The following is a 16,299-nucleotide window of genomic DNA, read 5'->3' as shown; positions in this document are numbered from 1 at the left end:
ACAGCCGAAATGCCGCACAGCTCCTACTGCGCGGCATTTCGGCCTTCTGGCGTCGCGAGTGACTTCTCGACTTCGATCAGTAGTGAGCCGGTGACTAAATCGGCATCAAACGGCCGGTTGGAACGCATGCCGCCGACCGGAACTCACGCACCGGCGGGAACTCACGCCCCCGGCTGGAACGGGATCAGGCCGGGCGGAACGAATCGCGCTCCGCGGGCGCCGCATGCTTGATCATCAGGTGGCGGGTCACCGAATACTCGCCGACCGCCTCCTGGCTCATGTCCTTGCCGAAGCCGGACCCCTTGACCCCGCCGTGCGGCGCCTCGGACGCGATCGGAAGATGGTCGTTGATCCAAGTCACGCCCACGTCGAGCCGATGCGCCACCCGCAGCGCCCGCCCCACGTCGCGGGTCCAGATCGACGAGGCCAGCCCGTAACGCACGTCGTTGGCCAGCCGCACGCCGTCGTCCTCCGACGAGAACGGCACCACGACCACCACCGGCCCGAAGATCTCATCCTGCACGATCTCGCTGCGCTGGTCGGCGTCGAGCACGAGCGTCGGCGGGAAGTAGAACCCCGGCCCGTCCAGCGCTCGACCCCCGACGGCCACCCGAGCCCCGTCGGCCACGGCCCGCGACACGAACCCCGACACCCGCTCCCGGTGCGCAGCGGAGATCAGCGGCCCGATATCCGTAGCCGAGTCCCACGGGTCCCCGGTTCGCACCCGGGTCAGCGCAGCCTCCAGCGCCTCGACCGCCTCCGCATAGACCGACCGCTCGACATAGACCCGGGTGGCCGCCGTGCAGTCCTGCCCCGTGTTGTAGGTGGCCCCCATCGCCACCCCGGCCGCCATCTCCGACAGATCCGCATCCGCGAAGACGATCGCCGGCGCCTTACCCCCAAGTTCCAGATGTACGCGTTTCAGCCCGTCCACCGCGCCCCGCATGACCTCGCGCCCGGTCGCCGTCGAGCCGGTCACGCTGACCATGTCGACACCCGGGTCCCGTACGAGCGCCGAGCCGACCGCGGCGCCACCGGTCACCGCGCCGACCAGCCCGGCCGGCGCCCCCGCCTCCTCGAACAGCTTGACGAGGGCGAGCGTGCTGCGGGGCGTCTGCGGCGCCGGTTTGATCACCACGGCGTTGCCCGCGGCCACGGCCGGCCCGATCTTCCAGACGGCCATGACCAGCGGGAAGTTCCACGGCGCGATGCTGCCCACGACCCCGATCGGCCGCCGGATCAGCATCGACGTGTATCCGGCGGACAGCGTGCCCGCGCCTGTGCCGTCGAGCGATCGTGCCGCCCCGGCGAAGAACCGCAGGTTGTCGACGCCGAACGGCAGTTCGCCGTCGCGCATCACCGGCAGCGGCTTGCCCGTCTCCTCGACCTCGAGCCGGGTCAGCTCCTCGGCGTCCCGCTCCACGAGGTCGGCCACTCGCAGCAGCACGCGGGCCCGCTCGGCCGGCGTAGCGTCCCGCCAATCCTGAAACGCGGCACGAGCGGCGGCCACGACCTTCCCGACCTCGGGCAGCTCGGAATCACTGACATCTGAAATGTTAGATCCAGTGGCGGGATTGATGAGCGCGGTCATGCGCCGGCCTGCCCGGAAGAGCCGGCCTCGACGCCAGCCGCCCCGATTTTCTCGATGGCGTCCGCGGCCACTCGCAACCCGTCGGCCGATCGGATCGACACGCTGACCGAGGCGAGCCGGGAGGCCAAACCGGCGTCGTTCAGCAGCCGGTCGATCGCCGCGCGCATGTCGTCAGGCGTGAACCTGTACGGGTCCAACCGCACGCCGAAGCCGGTTTCGTCGACTCGTTGCGCGTTGTCGTACTGGTCCCAGAACAGCGGCAGCACGATCATCGGCTTGCCGAAGTGCATGTCGTGTTGTTGCCGCCGTGCGTGATCACCAGGTCGACCAGCGGCAGGATGCTCGTCTGCGGCAGGAACTCGGCGCCGATCATGTTGTCGGCCAGCTCGAACTCGGCGTGCAGCGGCCCCTTCGACACGATGTACTTGTGCTCGGTCTCGGCCAGCGCGGCGATCACCCGGCGCATCAGCTCCACATCGGCCGACCCGAGCGACCCCAGGCTGAAGTAGATGATTTTGCCGGCGGTGGAGGAGAAGCCGGCCGGCAAAGAAAAGCCGGAGTCGGTCTCCCGTACGGAGGATTCGAGCCGCTGCCACGTGTCCCCGAGCGGCCGCGCCGACGTGTAGTCCAGCGCCGACGGATACACGTACAGGTTGAGCTCTCCCTCGTGGATGAACTCGAGGTCGGGCAGCGCGGGGGCACCCTGCTCGACGACCCACGCGTTGAACTCCGCCCACATCGCCCGGTGGGTCCGGTCGTACTCGGCGCGAAATTCCTCCCATCCCGTACGGTCGTCGGCCGCATACCCGCTGAACACCGGCGCGATGTCCGGGCCCTTCACCTCGAGCGGGTTGCACGACACGATCCGTACGAACGGCACCCCGGCCGTGTTGAGCGCCGGGAACGCGACCACGTTGTCCTCGACGATCACGTCGGGCCGGACCCGGGCGATGATCTCGGTGAGCGTCGGCTGGCAGAACTTGGCGCCGTCGATCAGCTCCTGCCAGACCGGCTTGACCCACGTGTCGAGCTGCTCGATCGTCGGCTTGCGGAATTCGGGCGCGGTGTCGCGGATGAAGTCCTTCCAGAACTGCCCGGCGTCCTGCGGGGTGTCCGGCTCGGGGGCCAGGTGCACGAGGTCTTCCTCGAACCCCAGCGCGGTCAGCTTGCCCGCCCAGGAGGCCTCGGCCGCGAAGACCACGCGGTGACCCCGGCGGCGCAGCACATCACCGATCCCGATGCAGTTGTTGGTCGGCCCGTACGCGCTCTCGGGCAGGAACAGAACCGTCAGAGGCATTGCCGACCTCCCCAGCCGTTGTTGAACGGCAATTCAACAAGTGCTCTTGCGGAAGGTCAATACCCTGAGCCTATGGTTGTCGGCGACAGTTGACGATCAAGTGAAACGGAAACACGTTGGCAACCCGGAAGAAGCGCAGCGAGCGCCGGGCGGACCTCGTCGAGGCGGCCCGCCGCGCGATGATCCAGCACGGGCCGGGCGGGGTGCTGCTCAACCAGGTCGCCGAGGAGGCCGGGCTGACGTCCGGCGCCGTGCTCTACCACTATCCCGACCTCAGCGACCTGCTGCTCGAGGCGAACCAGGCCGGCATGGAGCGCTTCTACGCCGAGCGGATGCGCCGGATCGGCGGGCTCACCGACCCGATCGAGAAGCTGGTCGTGACGATCCGGTCGGGCCTGCCCACCGACGCCGACGACGCCGACGTACGGCTGCTGTGCGAGCTGGGCGGCTCGGCCGGGCGCAACCGGGTCTACGCGGCCCTGCTCACCACGCTGTTCGACCGCCAGGTGTCGATGTATCAGACGATCCTCGAGCAGGGCGCCGCCCGGGGCGTGTTCGCGCTGGCCACGGATTCGCAGACGATCGGCCGCAACCTGGTCGCGCTCGAGGACGCGTACGGGTATCGGATCGTCGCCCGCCACCCCACGCTCGACGCCGCGCAGGCCGAGGAGCTCATTCTCTCGTACGCCCGGCAGGCGACCGGTTGTCCATTGGAGGTCGCGGCGTGACCGCGGCCCCTTCGCCCGGCCGGTCCGCCGACCTCGTCCGACGTGCCCTCGACCGCGACCCCGCGCTGCGGCATTTCGTCCCAGTGGAATCTAACATTTCACTGACCGAACGCCCGATCACTGTCGATCAGACCAACGAGTCGGTGGTGGTCGACGAGCAAGTGGTCGTCAAGTGGATGCGTACTCCCGCCCCCGACCGGTCCACCCCGCTGCTGGCCCACCTGGCCGCCAACGGTTTCACCAGCATGCCCACCCCGCACGCGGCCCTCTTCGACGGCGACAATCTGGTCGCGCTGGTAACCGGATTCCTCCCCGGTGGCCTGGACGGCTGGGACTGGTGCGTCGACGACCTGCTGGCCCAGCTGGACGGCGGTCCGCCCGCGAACTTCGGCCGTGACCTGGGCGTTCTCGCCGCCGAGCTGCACGCGGCCCTGGCCACCCCGTCCGCGCTGCTGCCGGAGCCGGTCGTGCCCGCGCCACCGGCCGACGGGTGGGCCGAGCTGTTGGAGGAGGCGCTGGCCACCAGCGCCGCAGAAACCCAAGTGGCGGGGCTGCCGGAGGTCGCCGATGACTGGTTGGCCTCGATCCGCTCCCGGCTGGCCGCCGACCTCGACTCACCCGCCCGATCGCGCCCGGGAAAGGCCATCCACCTGCACGGCGACCTGCACGTCGGGCAGATCCTGCGCTGGCGCGACGGCTACGCGGTCATCGACTTCGACGGAAACCCGACACTGGCCGCGCGCCCCGAACCGGTCGCCCGCGACGTGGCCCAGCTGCGGACGAGCGTGCTGCACGTGGCCGAGATCGCGAACCGGCGCACGGCGGGCCGGCACCGCGCCGAGCTGGTCGCCTGGGGCCGCCGCACGGCCGATGACCTGCTCACGGCGTACCGGGAAACGCTCTTGACCCGGGGCCTGGGTGAGCTGCTCGATGTCGGCCTGGTGCGGCCGTTCGAGGTCGAGCAGGAGTGCCGCGAGCTGGTCTACGCGGCCCGGTTCCTCCCCCGCTGGCGATACGCGCCGCTGGGTGTCCTGCGTTCCTGGTACGGGTGATCCGATTGCATCCCGCTCTGTTCCTGGCCGACCTCGAGGCCAAGCCGGCCGCCCTGCACACGCTGGCCCGGCACCTCGCTGATGCCGATCCGTGGGCCGCGCTGGGCCACCCCGGACGGGTGACCTTCGTAGGCATGGGCAGTTCCCGGTACGCCGCCCTGGTCGCGGCCCGCCGGTTGCGGCTGCGCGGCGTCGACGCGTCGGCCGAGTACGCCTCGGACGTCCTGCCCGCGCTGCCGGGCCCGCTGATCGCTATCTCGGCGTCGGGCACGAGCCGGGAGACGCTCGACGCGGTCGAGGGGCGCGACTACGTGGCCGTCACCAACGTGCTCGACTCGCCGCTGGCCCGCGGCGCGACCACCGTCGTCCCGATGCACGCGGGCCCCGAGACCGGCGGCGTGGCCTGCCGTTCCTTCCAGCACACGTTGCTGCTGCTCGACGCGCTGACCCGGCACCTGTCCGAGGCGAAGACCGAGCCCACCGTACGGCTCATCGAGCGCACCGCCGAGGCCACGGCGGATCTGCTCGAGCGCCGGGACGCGTGGCTGCCCCGGGTCGACGAGCTGCTGGACGGCGGGGACGGGGTCTACGCGCTCGCGCCGGTGGACCGGATCTCGTCGGCGCTGCAGTCGGCGCTCATGGTGCGGGAGGGGCCGCGCCGGGCGGCCGACGGCTGCGAGACGGGCGACTGGGCGCATGTGGACGTCTATCTGACGAAGACGCTGCGCTATCGTGCGCTGCTATTTCCGGGTTCACGTTACGACGAGCAGGCGCTCGAGTGGATGCGTTCGCGAAAGTCCACCGTGGTATCGGTCGGCGCCGATGTGCCGGGCGCCGCGGGAACGGTTCGCTTTCGGCACGACGACGTTCCTGACGTACGCCTGATGACCGAAACCCTGGTCGCCGAACTGGTGGCCGCGAAATGGTGGGAACGCGTCGCACAAACGTCACCGTAATGGGTGAGAATGGTGATTCTGAGTGCGGGTGCCGCAACTCCCGGTGATCGGAGCCACGGCACCCTGGATAGACACCCGTCTTCGGAAAGCGAACTTTCAGTGAGCACTTCCCAACGGCGCGTGCTTATCGATAGAGTTCTGGTCAGGCGTCGAGGTCGAACTCGCCGTCCTTGGCCGACCCGACGAAGGCGGCCCACTCCGCAGTCGTGAACATCAGCGCAGGACCGGAGCGGTCCTTGCTGTCCCGGACGGCGACGCCCTGGTCGAGGAAAGCGACCTCGACACAGTTGTTTCCGCCGTTGCCGTTGCTGCGGCTGGCCTTCTTCCAGACCGCGCCGGTGAGAACGGCAGCGTTTTGCTGGTGCGTGAGCAACTCAAGCACCCCCCTTCATTTATGCGGTTGTCTCGCGAGAGCACTACGCGACGAGCAGGCTCTCAATCATCTTGATGGTCATCCGGTGGTCGAGCGCCCGAGCACTCAAACGCTCGAACTCCTGCCGGTAGCGAACAACCTCGGCCGGTTGCTCTTCGTAGTAGTCTCCCGCAAGACCTTCAAGATAGACAACATCCAAATGGGTGGTCTCCCGAAACTCCAAAAGCGCTGCTGAACCGCCGAGGAACGTGTGTTCGCCGGCACTGAAGGGGAGAATCTGCAGCATCACATTGGGTAATTGAGCAACCTCGATCAGATGCCGAAGCTGTTCGTTCATCACGTCGTCACCGCCTACTACCCGGCGCACCACCGATTCGTCGATGATGGCGGTCAGTTCGAGCGGCCGCTCGCCGCGCAGCCGCACCTGACGGGTGAGTCGCAGCGAGACGCGGCGGTCCGTCTGCTGTGGTGACTCGTTCGAGCGGCCGGTCCGGATGAGCGCACGCATGTACGCCTCCGTCTGCAGCAGCCCGGGCACGATGATCGGCTCCCAGGCCCGCATCGAGGCGGCGGCCGCCTCCAGGCCCACGAAGTTGCCGGGACGCATGATGTCCCGGTAGTCGGTCCACCACGTTCGCTCGCGCGACAGCCGGGCCAGTTCGACCAGCGCCTCGCGATAATCCTGATCACCGACGCCGTACAGCGTCAGCAGGTCTTTCACATCTCGCGGGGTCACCGCCACACGCGCCGTTTCGATGCGCGTGACTTTCGCGGCGTGCCACTCGAAATGCCTGGAGACGTTCTCTTGCGTCAGCCCTGCCGCTTCGCGACACCGTTTAAGTTCCGCACCCAGACGGCGGCGGCGCAGGGTTGGCCCTTCATCTACGGACACCTGGACTCCCTCGGTCCTGATGAGACCGATAGTACGGCCCAGGCCTTCATGATCCAAACACGGCGTACCAAACAAAAAGTACTAGCCTTCTTGTATATGCCCTTCCGGCGGGTACATGATGCGCGGACATCGAGTCACAGCGTTTTCTACCGACAGTGATCATCGCGGCCATGGTGGTCACTGCCAACCCGACCAAAGACCATCAAGACGTTGTCTAAGGGGCGTGGCGGCGTGTTGGCTGACCAGTACTTCCTGATCGCACACGAGGACCGCACCGGCCGGTCCAGACTCCATCCACGTGCGACCGGCCTTGGCCTGGCCGCCGCACTACTAGGCGAGCTCATCCTGGAAGGGCGGATCGGCATCTCCGACGGCGATCTGCTGATCCTGGACCGGCATCCTCCGTCGGACGCGCTCGCGCACGATGTCCTCGACCTGCTGGTCGCCCAGCCGCAACACCGGGACGTCCGGATCTGGCTGGCCTTCCTCTCGCAGGACGCGGCCATCCGGGTCGGCGAACGGCTCACCCGCCTCGGCGCGGTCGAGACGGTCACCAAGCGGCGGCTGCTGTCCACCGAGACTCTCTATATGCCCAACAGCGCGGCCCAGCGCAACGCCGCCGCCTGGGCGCCCGCACGCCTGGCCAACATGCTGGTGCGCGGGATGGGCATGAGCATCACCGATCGGGTGCTGATCGGGCTGGTGGCCGCCACCGGCCTGACCCGGCACGTGCTCTACGACTTCGAGGCGCACCGGCACGCGTTCCAATCGCTGCCCAGCGCCGTCGGATCACTCCCGGCCGACCTGCGGGAGCTCGTCGAATACACCGAAGCCTCCGTGGGCTCGGTCGTCACTGTTGGCCGCCGGTGAGCGGCATCGGGCGCCATCACCTCGGGCGCAACAACTCTGAACATTGGGCCGGGAGGCTGCTGGTGGCACGTATGGAACCCGAAGAACCGGACATCGTCTCGAAGGCGCTGGCCAAGAACAGGCTGGGCGTCCCGTCGGTGGTGTTCTTCGGAGTCGCGGGCGCGGCCCCACTGACCGTGATCATCGGTTCGATCACGACCATCTACGCGATCATCGGCAGCACCGCGGTGCCGATCGCCTATCTGGTCACGGCGGGGCTGCTCTCCCTGTTCACCGTCGGCTTCGTCGCCATGAGCCGGCACATCGTCAACACCGGCGCGTTCTACTCATACATCAGTCATGGGTTAGGCCGTGTCATCGGCGTAGGGGCAGCCTTCGTGGCCCTGCCCGCCTACTCCCTTATGCAGATAGGCCTGTTCGGCCTGTTCGGCTCGGTCGCCAGCGGCATCCTGGCCGCGTTCGGCTTCACGGTGCCCTGGTACGCCTGCGCGATCGTGGCCTGGTTCGCGGTGGCGATCCTCGGCCTGCTCTGGGTCGACCTGAGCGGCAAGGTGCTGGCGGTCCTGCTCGTGCTCGAGATCGCCGTCGTGCTGATCTACGACCTCGTGATGATCGGCAACCCGGCCGACGGGCACATCACCTTCTCCCAGTTCTCCCCGGCGCCGCTGGCCACCCCGGTCATCGGCATCCTGATGGTGCTGGCGATCGCCGGCTTCGTCGGCTTCGAGGCCACCGTGGTGCTCTCCGAGGAGGCCAAGGACCCCAAGCGGACGATCGCGCGGGCCACCCACATCGCGGTCATCCTGGCCGGCGTCCTGTGCGCGGTCTCGGCCTGGGCGATGTCGGTCAACACCGGCCCCGACCAGATCGCCGCGCGGGCCGCCGAGCATCAGACCGACCTGGTCTTCCAGCTCGTCGGGCCGCACCTGCCGAGCTTCCTGATCGACCTCGGCTACGTGCTCTTCCTGACGAGCGTGTTCGCGGCGCTGCTGGCCTTCCACGCGGCGGTGTCGCGCTATCAGTTCGCCCTCGGGCGTGAGGGCGTGCTCCCGGCCGCGTGGGGGCGCACCCACCCGCGTACGGGAGCTCCGCTGCTCGGCTCCATCACCCAGAGCGTGCTGGCCATCATCGTGCTCAGCCTGTACGCCCTGGTCGGCTCCGATCCGCTCGTCTTCGTCTTCGCCTGGCTGACCACGATCGGCGGGCTCGGCGTCCTGATCCTCATGTGGGCGGCGTCGGCGGCCGTGCTGGCCTTCTTCATGCGCAACAAGCGCGGGGAGAGCGTCTGGAAGGCCTATATCGCCCCGGCCGCGGCCTTCCTGCTGCTGACCGTCGTGCTGGCGGCGACATGCATCGGCTTCGGCGAGTTGCTCCAGGTGGACGGCAATTCACCGTTCCAGTGGCTCATTCCCGCGCTCTATCTGGCGGTCGCCCTGGTCGGCTTCGTCTGGGCCCTGATCATGCGGGCCGCCCGCCCGGAGGTCTACGCGGCGATCGGCCGCGGCTCCGAGGGGCGGGTGAGTGTCGTCCCCGATAGCACGTCGATGCTGCGGGCAATGCACGCCGACCCGGTCGGTGCCCGCAGCGGAAGCGGATATCCCTACTAGCTTCCTCCGGCAGGCGCGAGACGTCGCGCCCGCCGGACGGAAAGAACCGGCGGCCGCGGCCGCCGAGAAACCGACATCCACTTCGATCCGGAGGTCGCCTATGGCCTGAAGGTTTCCCCCCAGCTCCGCGGCAGACCGTCGATGAATCGGCGGCCTGCCGCGTTTTCGCGGCCGGGAAGCCGTCAGGCGGCCGACGGGAATTCGTAGAGCCAGTACGACTGCTGGTCGATCCGGGTGAACTTCATGTTGTCCGAGAGCCGGCTCACCATCATCCGGAACACCCGGGACATCCGCCGCACCTCGTCGTTGTGGTTGCAGATGTCCAGACAAACAAGTCCGTTCTGGGCCGAGGCCACCATGTACATCTGCTCGACCAGCTGGGCGAACGCCTCGCGGCCCTGCGCGTGCGGGCTCACCGCGACGAACCCGATGTACCAGATCTTGTGAGCGGCATAGTGCTCGGGCCAATGCCGCTCGAAGTACTGAGGGGCGATCAGGGGCACGGCTTCCAGATCATTCGTGTAGGTCGCCACGCCGCAGATGGTGCCGTCGTCATCGAGGGCAAGATACTTGTCGACCCGGGTGTCCGCCATTACCTCGTCGAACTCGGACCGGAACATCAGATGACGCTGAACCGCCAGGTGATTCAGCTCCTCGAACGCATCCGTGTACATCTTCCACATTGTCTCGTGGAGGGTGGCGTCGGTGATCCGGTCGATGACTTTGATCAGCATGCTCGGCTCCCCCGCAGGCCGCCGCCAGGTCGGCCCGCTTCTCGCACTCATCTTGATCGATGATTGTTGACCATCAGCGTACGAAGGGTCACCCGGACAGAACAATGCGTGTCGACGGATTGAATGTGCCAATTCATCTACCGGACGCGTCGAGTGCCCGTTTTGGCGTGCAACTTGCAGTGGCCACAGTAGATTCGTCCCTCGATTCGGCACATTGTTCAGGCCCCGGAGTACTAAGCATCGTGCGCATTACCCCTGGTGCACGCCCTTGAACAACGGCGAATAGCGCTACCGTTCCATAATTGATCTTTAACGTGGCCAGTCAAGTGCGCAGCGGCTCTTTTTTCGTAGCAACATCAAATTCCTGCCGCAACTCGGTGACGCTCAGTCACGGATCTTTCGTCAGCGCGACTCCGCTGTGTGCCGGCGGAGCAGCCCGTCGACGCTGTTGGGCGCCACCTCGTGCAGCACGATCGACGTCGACGTGCGCACCACGCCCGGGGCGGCCACGACCAGGTTGGTGATCCGATAAAGGTCGGCGGTGTCCTCGGCGACGATCCGGACGAGCAGGTCGCCGTCGCCCGTCGTGGCGAGGATCTCGACCACCTCGGGGATCCGGACGATCTGCCGCGCCGCCAGGTCACCCTCGCGCTGACTGAGCGACAACGTCATGAACGCCATCAGCGGATAACCCAGCGCGGCCGGCTCGAGGCGGCGCGAATAGGCCCCCAGCGCGCCCGACTCGCGCATGCGGCGCAGCCGGGCCTGCACGGTGTTGCGCGACATGGACAGCCGCTCGGCCAGGGCGACCACGGTGGCGTCGGGATCGGCGTCGAGCGCCAGCAGAATGCGCGCATCGGTCGCGTCCAGAGATCGCATCGTTGCATCCTCCCCCGTTACCGGCCATTCTGCTGTGCGTTTGCACAGCGGGCAAGGACATCGGTGGGCAAGATGCTCTTTATGATCAACAACGGTCTATGTGCATTCCTGGTGAAGAAATCAGCCGAACGGCCATGGTCCCGGACCGGCGATCAGATCATGATGTCTCGATGCCTGGCCGTCATCGTCAGCTCCAGCGCTCAGGAATCGTCGCCGTCGTCGCCGCGGCCGCCGTGCTCGTCGCGGCGGGCGGATGGGCCGGATATCGGCGACTGTCCACCGACGAGTGTCCCGAGACCATCGCCCTCGACGTCGCCGCGGCGCCCGAGATCGCGCCCGCCGTGCGTACGGCGGCCGACACGTGGACCAGCAACGGGGCCTGCGTGACCGTCGCCGTGACGGCCGTCGACCCGACGGCGATGGCGGCCGCGGTCGGGCAGAAGCACGGCGTCAACCTGGTCGCCGGGCTGACCAGGAAGCAGGACACGACGGCCGACGTCTGGATCCCCGACTCGGCCACCTGGCTGCTGCGGCTCGCGTCGGAGGCGCCCGGCTTCGTGCCGTCGGCGCTCGGCTCGGTGGCCGAGAGCCCGCTCGTGCTGGCCGCGCCGCCCGGCAGCAAGCTGACGGCCCAGGGGCTGGCCCAGCGGATCGCCACCGACAAGACCCTGCGACCCGCGGTCGCCGACCCCGGACGGGACGCGACCGGGCTGGCCGGGCTGATCGTCGTGGCCGGTGCGGCGGGCCGGGACGCGCGGCTCCGGGTGGGCGCGATGCGGGCGCTGGCCGAGAACCGCTCCAGCATCCGCGACGACGTGCTGCAGGAGTTCCAGAGCGACGACCCGATCGGCATGGCCCCGCTGTCCGAGGCCGACGTGATCGCCTACAACCGGAGCGGGCCGGCCACCCCGCTGACGGCCGTCTACCCGCCCGCGTCGGTGGTGCTTGATTACCCGTACGCGGTCATGCCCGGCATCGACCCCCGCAAGGCGGCCGCCGCGGCGACGCTGCGCACCGCTCTGAGCACCGGCCTGTTCTCGGCCGAGCTGGCCAAGGCGGGGATCCGCAGCCCCGGCGGCACGACCGGTCCCGGCTTCGCGGCCCCGCCCGGCGCGCCCCCGGCCCTGCCGCCGCCGGCCACGCTCGACGCCAAGGCGATCACGCAACTGCTCGGCAGCTGGACGGCGATCACGCAGCCTGGCCGGATGCTGGCCGTCTTCGACGTCTCCGGCTCGATGAACGCCAAGGTGCCGACGGCCGGCGGCCTGACCCGCGCGCAGGTCACGCAGGGAGTCGCGCGGCAGGGCCTGGGCCTGCTCGACGACCGCTGGTCGGTGGGCAACTGGACGTTCTCGACCAACATGGCCGGCACCCGCCCGTGGGTCGAGAACGTGCCGATCTCCCCGTGCGCCACCCACCGGGCCGAGATGGAGGCCGCGATCGGCCGGATCGTCCCCCGGCCCGGCGGCGACACGGGCCTGTTCGACACCGCGCTGGCCGCCTACCAGCGGGTCCAGCAGGGCTGGCGGGCCGGGGTGTCGAATTCGGTGGTCATCTACACCGACGGCCGCAACGACAACCCCGGCGGCCTGACGATCGACGAGCTGGTCACCCGCATGACCAAGCTCCGCAACCCGCAACGCCCGGTCCGCATGATCATCATCGGCATGGGCACGGCGATCGACCGCAAGGAACTGGAAGACATCGTCGAGGCGGCCGGCTCGGGCGGGGTCTTCATCGCCACCGACCCCGCCAAGATCGGCGAGATCTTCCTGGAGGCGATAGCCAGCCGCAAAGGCGCCTGACTTTCGTTCAGCCCGCCTGCCAGTCCGGGAGGGAGGACTTGTCGCGGCGCTCGATCACTGGGAGGACTGTCGAGTAGTGCTGCCACGCCGGGCGGGGCTTGTTCTCGCTCATGGAGAGGACGCGGACCAATGCCTGCAGCGCGTCCTGCAGGGCCTGCAGCAGAAGCGCGTCGGTGATCAGGCCCGACTCGTCGATCGTGCTCGGGTCGATCGGGACCCGGATGCAGGCCGCGCGCAGCACCTTGGCGTTCGTGTGGCTGAGCACGGTCTCGAGCGTGGCGCGGGCGCCGAAGTCCTCGCCCTCGCCCGAGACCGACAGCCAGGCCACCGGCTTGCCGTCGAGCAGGTTGTCCTCGATGAGCCAGTCGAGCAGGTTCTTGAGGCTGCCGGGCAGCGTGCCCGCATACTCCGGGGTGCTGATCAGCACGGCGTCGGCGATGCGCACCTGATGGCGCAGCAGCACCACCGTGTCGTGCGGGTCCGTCTCGCCGGGCACGAAGGCCGGGACGCCGCGCAGACCCTCGAACAGGCCGGCGTTGATGTCGTCCGGAGCGAAACGAGCGGCAGTGCGCAGGGCGGCGGTCTGCAGGCTGTCCGCGCGGGTGCTGCCCGAGATCAGCAGGATGCGGGTCATGCCGCCGAGCCTAGAGGGCGCGGGTTACGAGCCCGCGGCGCAGACCAGGCCGATCCGCTCGGCCACGGCGGTTTTGTCGGCCGCGGCCGGGCTGTCATCACCCGGAAGCGTGGCGACACGCGCGTGATGCCCCGAGTCGTCCGAGCCGTCGTGCTTGCCGCCGTCGTCCTTCCCGTCGTGCTTGCCGCCGTCGTCCGTGCCGTCCTGCTTGCCGCCGTCGTCCTTGCCGTCGTCGTCCTTGCCGTCGTGCTTGCCGCCGTCGTCCTTGCCGTCGTGCTTGCCGCTGTCGTCCTTGCCGTCGTGCTTGCCGTCATCGTCGGAGGCCGGGCGCGCGAGCTTCAGCTTGTCGATGCCGGCCCCGCTGACCAGGTCGGCCACGGTCGCCGGCGAGGTGCAACCCTTCCGGTGCCCCCGCCACTCCAGCGCGGTCCCGTCGGTGACGGTCACAGTCAAGGACGACCCTTTCCCGTACGCCACCACGAGCGCCCCGGTCGTCGCGTCGTACGAGGTGACCGTGAACCGGACCCGGGCATCGTCCTTGACCCTGGGTCGTTTGTCGTCGCCGTCCCGAATGCCGTCGGAATCCGAGTCGGCCTTCGACGGGTTGGTGCCGGCCCGGAACTCGGCCAGGTTGCGCAGCCCGTCCTTGTCCTTGTCGCCGCGCGCGTCGTTCTTGCGCGGGTTGAGCCCGTTCGCCCGCTCATATTTGTCGGGCATGCCGTCACGATCGCTGTCCTTGCCCGAGGAGGCCAGGGCGGCGCCGGGCACGGACAGGGTGGCCAGGGCCACGGCCGCGACGGCGGTGGTCAGGCGCAGGCGAGAGCTCATGCAGGGGGTCCTTTCGAGGGGGTGATCCTCACGGTAGGTCGCGGAAAGCCCCGCGTGCTCGTCCCGGCGGACACCGCTACCGACCTGCTCCTGCCCTGCTCCCGGCGGCCTTGCCGTCTTGATCCGATCCTCGCTTTCCGTACGATCCCGATCCTCGCTTCCGCGCGATCCTGGTCCTCGCTTCCGTGCGATCCTGGTCCTCGCTTTCCGTGCGATCCTGATCCGCGTGACCAACGATGACGTCGAGGCTTTTCTGACCGCGATCGGTGACGAGCAGCGCCGCGGCGACGCGCGTCTGCTGGTCGCTCTCATGGGCGAGGTCACGGGCGAACCGCCGGCGATGTGGGGCAGCAGCATCATCGGTTTCGGCTCGCGGCACTACCGCTACGACTCGGGCCGCGAGGGCGACGTCGCGGCGATCGGCTTCTCACCCCGCAAGGCGCAGACGGTGCTCTATCTGACCGGCGACCTGACGGCGTACGGGGAAATGTTTGCTCGGCTCGGACCCCACACGCTCGGCAAGGGTTGCCTGTATCTCAAGCGCGTCGACCGGGCCGACCAGGCCGCGCTGCGTTCGATCATCGAGCTGTCCTACGAGACGGCCGTCAGCGGATGAGGCCCATCGAAATCTCGAGCATGGTGGTCACCGGCCCGAGCGCCGACACCAGGTTGGTGCTGTCGGTCGCGTCGAACGTCGCCGGGGTGATGCCGGCCATGTCGGTCGGCAGCTCGGTGCCTTCCTGAACGACCATGAACACCCGCTCCCGGCCGAGCGCCCCCATGAACAACCCCAGCTCGAAGACGACGTTGTCCCGCGGCACCTGCCCCGGCTGCTCCCGCTTGACGCGCATGTCGTCCGGGGTGAGCACCAGAACCGCATAGTCGTACGACCGGCACTGCGCCACGAGCGTCTCGAGCGTGCCCTTGGACAACCCGAACACGCCCTGATTCCAGATCGTCGTGTGCGTAGCCGAGGCCAGCTGCAACTGAATCAACTTCGCGTAGGTCAGCCCCTCGACAGAGCAGCCGATGAAAATGCGCGGCTTCGCCGAGACCTCTTCTTTGCCCTCGACCGCCCTCTCATCCAGCCCCAGCACAGTCGTAGCAAAGTTGATCTGACTAACCAGGTCAGCTACCCGCGGCGGCTCCAACACCCGCGCCGCCGGAATCTGAATACTGGCCCGCTCCCGCGCCGCCACGGCAAGCGCATTGAACTGATGCCCATAACTCACGTCAACGGCCGACTCCCCGGACTCCCCCGCGGCCCCCTTTACTTGCTCCTTGAGCGCAAGAAAGAGCCGAATCAAATCCTTGTTGTCCAGTCCCATACAACGTCCTCAGCATTAGATCGATGGTCAAGCCGCACCCCTGCCGCGACCAACCAGCCCGGCGGGTTCGCAGGTCACCAGCGGGGCGCGGTGGTCTCGGGCAGGGCGCGGTGGTCTCGGGCAGGGCGCGGTGGTCTCCGGTGGTTGACCGGGTCTCCGGCGGGGCGGGGTGGTCTCGGGCGAAGCGCGGTGGTCTCCGGTGGTTGACCGGGTCTCCGGCGGGGCGGGGTGGTCTCGGGCGAAGCGCGGTGGTCTCCGGCGGGGCGGGGTGGTCTCGGGCGGGGCGCGGGGTCTCCAGCGGGGCGGGGTGGGGTGGTCTCGGGCGCGAGGCGGGTCTGCGGCGGCCATTCCGGTTGGCCTCGGCGGTCCTCAGGTGGCAGGTGCAGCTGACTGCCGGCGCATGACCAGCGCGGCGCTTACGGAGATCGCGGCGAGCACGACGCCCGAGGCCGTGATCGTCACGAACGGCACGAGGCTGTCTCCGCGCACGGTCAGCGAGAGCACAACCAGCGCCGCGAGGCAGAGCGAGTTGCTGCCGATGGCGATCAGCAAAGTGAGCCAGACCCGATGGTCCATGGTCCGCTTGTGTTCGGCCGCCAGCCGTTCCTCGCCCATCCGGAACTGCTGATAGTCCTTGGCCATCATGATCACGTCAGCCGCCAGTTCGGGCGCGGACTGCGTCCACTGGGCCGCCTTCTCCTACGGATCCAAGGTCGACCACGACG

18 protein-coding genes are annotated in these 16,299 nt (G+C 68.5%); 7 read left to right on the top strand and 11 right to left on the bottom strand.

Annotation, left to right across the window (positions count from 1 at the left end):
• Positions 1 to 184: 184 nt before the first annotated feature.
• The 3 genes from JKJ07_RS06430 to JKJ07_RS06425 are packed head-to-tail and all read right to left on the bottom strand — an operon-like array spanning position 185 to position 2,888.
• The gene (locus tag JKJ07_RS06430) at positions 185 to 1,591 is read right to left on the bottom strand and encodes an aminobutyraldehyde dehydrogenase (RefSeq protein ID WP_202990304.1); all 1,407 of its coding nucleotides are present in this window, start codon (positions 1,589 to 1,591) and stop codon (positions 185 to 187) included.
• Entirely contained in the window at positions 1,588 to 1,863 is a 276-nt protein-coding gene (locus JKJ07_RS49660; protein WP_236028447.1) for a hypothetical protein, read from the bottom strand. Before JKJ07_RS49660 ends, JKJ07_RS06430 begins: the two co-directional genes overlap by 4 nt.
• Positions 1,860 to 2,888, bottom strand: a complete 1,029-nt coding sequence (locus JKJ07_RS06425) for a glycosyltransferase (RefSeq protein WP_236028446.1) — start codon at positions 2,886 to 2,888, stop codon at positions 1,860 to 1,862. Before JKJ07_RS06425 ends, JKJ07_RS49660 begins: the two co-directional genes overlap by 4 nt.
• 116 nt (positions 2,889 to 3,004) lie before the next feature.
• Between JKJ07_RS06425 and JKJ07_RS06420 the strand changes: the two genes are divergently transcribed.
• Genes JKJ07_RS06420 through JKJ07_RS06410 form a run of 3 tightly spaced genes read left to right on the top strand, consistent with a single transcriptional unit; the run spans position 3,005 to position 5,624 of the window.
• Entirely contained in the window at positions 3,005 to 3,616 is a 612-nt protein-coding gene (locus JKJ07_RS06420; RefSeq protein ID WP_202990303.1) for a TetR/AcrR family transcriptional regulator, read from the top strand.
• Positions 3,613 to 4,668: a hypothetical protein gene (locus tag JKJ07_RS06415; RefSeq protein ID WP_202990302.1), complete on the top strand. Its 1,056-nt coding sequence runs from the start codon at positions 3,613 to 3,615 to the stop codon at positions 4,666 to 4,668. The genes JKJ07_RS06420 and JKJ07_RS06415 overlap by 4 nt, the downstream gene beginning before the upstream one ends.
• Positions 4,665 to 5,624: an SIS domain-containing protein gene (locus JKJ07_RS06410; protein ID WP_202990301.1), complete on the top strand. Its 960-nt coding sequence runs from the start codon at positions 4,665 to 4,667 to the stop codon at positions 5,622 to 5,624. The genes JKJ07_RS06415 and JKJ07_RS06410 overlap by 4 nt, the downstream gene beginning before the upstream one ends.
• A 142-nt stretch (positions 5,625 to 5,766) precedes the next feature.
• Here JKJ07_RS06410 and JKJ07_RS06405 read toward each other — a convergent pair whose 3' ends face one another.
• Complete coding sequence (locus JKJ07_RS06405; RefSeq protein ID WP_307834140.1) at positions 5,767 to 6,006, bottom strand: DUF397 domain-containing protein; 240 nt, start codon at positions 6,004 to 6,006, stop codon at positions 5,767 to 5,769.
• 34 nt (positions 6,007 to 6,040) lie between these two features.
• Positions 6,041 to 6,889, bottom strand: coding sequence for a helix-turn-helix domain-containing protein (locus JKJ07_RS06400; protein ID WP_202990300.1), 849 nt, complete (start codon positions 6,887 to 6,889; stop codon positions 6,041 to 6,043).
• A 231-nt stretch (positions 6,890 to 7,120) separates the two neighbouring features.
• On the opposite strand from JKJ07_RS06400, the gene JKJ07_RS06395 reads away from it, so the two are divergent.
• Both JKJ07_RS06395 and JKJ07_RS06390 read left to right on the top strand, forming a co-directional pair.
• Positions 7,121 to 7,759: a GOLPH3/VPS74 family protein gene (locus JKJ07_RS06395; RefSeq protein WP_184955748.1), complete on the top strand. Its 639-nt coding sequence runs from the start codon at positions 7,121 to 7,123 to the stop codon at positions 7,757 to 7,759.
• Between the two features lie 71 nt (positions 7,760 to 7,830).
• Positions 7,831 to 9,366, top strand: a complete 1,536-nt coding sequence (locus tag JKJ07_RS06390) for an APC family permease (RefSeq protein WP_202990299.1) — start codon at positions 7,831 to 7,833, stop codon at positions 9,364 to 9,366.
• A 182-nt stretch (positions 9,367 to 9,548) separates the two neighbouring features.
• Here the strand turns inward: JKJ07_RS06390 and JKJ07_RS06385 are convergent, their stop codons facing one another.
• Both JKJ07_RS06385 and JKJ07_RS06380 read right to left on the bottom strand, forming a co-directional pair.
• The gene (locus JKJ07_RS06385; RefSeq protein WP_184955746.1) at positions 9,549 to 10,100 is read right to left on the bottom strand and encodes a GNAT family N-acetyltransferase; all 552 of its coding nucleotides are present in this window, start codon (positions 10,098 to 10,100) and stop codon (positions 9,549 to 9,551) included.
• Between the two features lie 402 nt (positions 10,101 to 10,502).
• Complete coding sequence (locus JKJ07_RS06380; RefSeq protein WP_202990298.1) at positions 10,503 to 10,979, bottom strand: Lrp/AsnC family transcriptional regulator; 477 nt, start codon at positions 10,977 to 10,979, stop codon at positions 10,503 to 10,505.
• Positions 10,980 to 11,149: 170 nt separating this feature from the next.
• Between JKJ07_RS06380 and JKJ07_RS06375 the strand changes: the two genes are divergently transcribed.
• The gene (locus tag JKJ07_RS06375; protein ID WP_202990297.1) at positions 11,150 to 12,784 is read left to right on the top strand and encodes a substrate-binding and VWA domain-containing protein; all 1,635 of its coding nucleotides are present in this window, start codon (positions 11,150 to 11,152) and stop codon (positions 12,782 to 12,784) included.
• Between the two features lie 7 nt (positions 12,785 to 12,791).
• Here the strand turns inward: JKJ07_RS06375 and JKJ07_RS06370 are convergent, their stop codons facing one another.
• Positions 12,792 to 13,418 carry an NADPH-dependent FMN reductase gene (locus JKJ07_RS06370; protein WP_202990296.1) on the bottom strand — a complete coding sequence of 209 codons (627 nt, stop codon included), beginning with the start codon at positions 13,416 to 13,418 and terminating at the stop codon, positions 12,792 to 12,794.
• A 24-nt stretch (positions 13,419 to 13,442) separates the two neighbouring features.
• Positions 13,443 to 14,246, bottom strand: a complete 804-nt coding sequence (locus JKJ07_RS06365) for a hypothetical protein (protein ID WP_202990295.1) — start codon at positions 14,244 to 14,246, stop codon at positions 13,443 to 13,445.
• Between the two features lie 226 nt (positions 14,247 to 14,472).
• Between JKJ07_RS06365 and JKJ07_RS06360 the strand changes: the two genes are divergently transcribed.
• Complete coding sequence (locus tag JKJ07_RS06360) at positions 14,473 to 14,862, top strand: DUF1801 domain-containing protein (protein ID WP_307834139.1); 390 nt, start codon at positions 14,473 to 14,475, stop codon at positions 14,860 to 14,862.
• On the opposite strand, the gene JKJ07_RS06355 is transcribed toward JKJ07_RS06360, so the two are convergent.
• The gene (locus JKJ07_RS06355; protein ID WP_202990294.1) at positions 14,852 to 15,574 is read right to left on the bottom strand and encodes a TIR domain-containing protein; all 723 of its coding nucleotides are present in this window, start codon (positions 15,572 to 15,574) and stop codon (positions 14,852 to 14,854) included. The genes JKJ07_RS06360 and JKJ07_RS06355 overlap by 11 nt on opposite strands.
• Positions 15,575 to 15,943: 369 nt before the next feature.
• Positions 15,944 to 16,216, bottom strand: coding sequence for a hypothetical protein (locus tag JKJ07_RS06350; RefSeq protein WP_202990293.1), 273 nt, complete (start codon positions 16,214 to 16,216; stop codon positions 15,944 to 15,946).
• Between the last annotated feature and the right edge of the window lie 83 nt (positions 16,217 to 16,299).

The organism is Paractinoplanes lichenicola (genome assembly GCF_016785085.1).
Taxonomy (GTDB): domain Bacteria; phylum Actinomycetota; class Actinomycetes; order Mycobacteriales; family Micromonosporaceae; genus Actinoplanes; species Actinoplanes lichenicola.
Note: the sequence above shows the minus strand (reverse complement) of the source record. Positions and strands in the feature narration are given on the sequence as shown.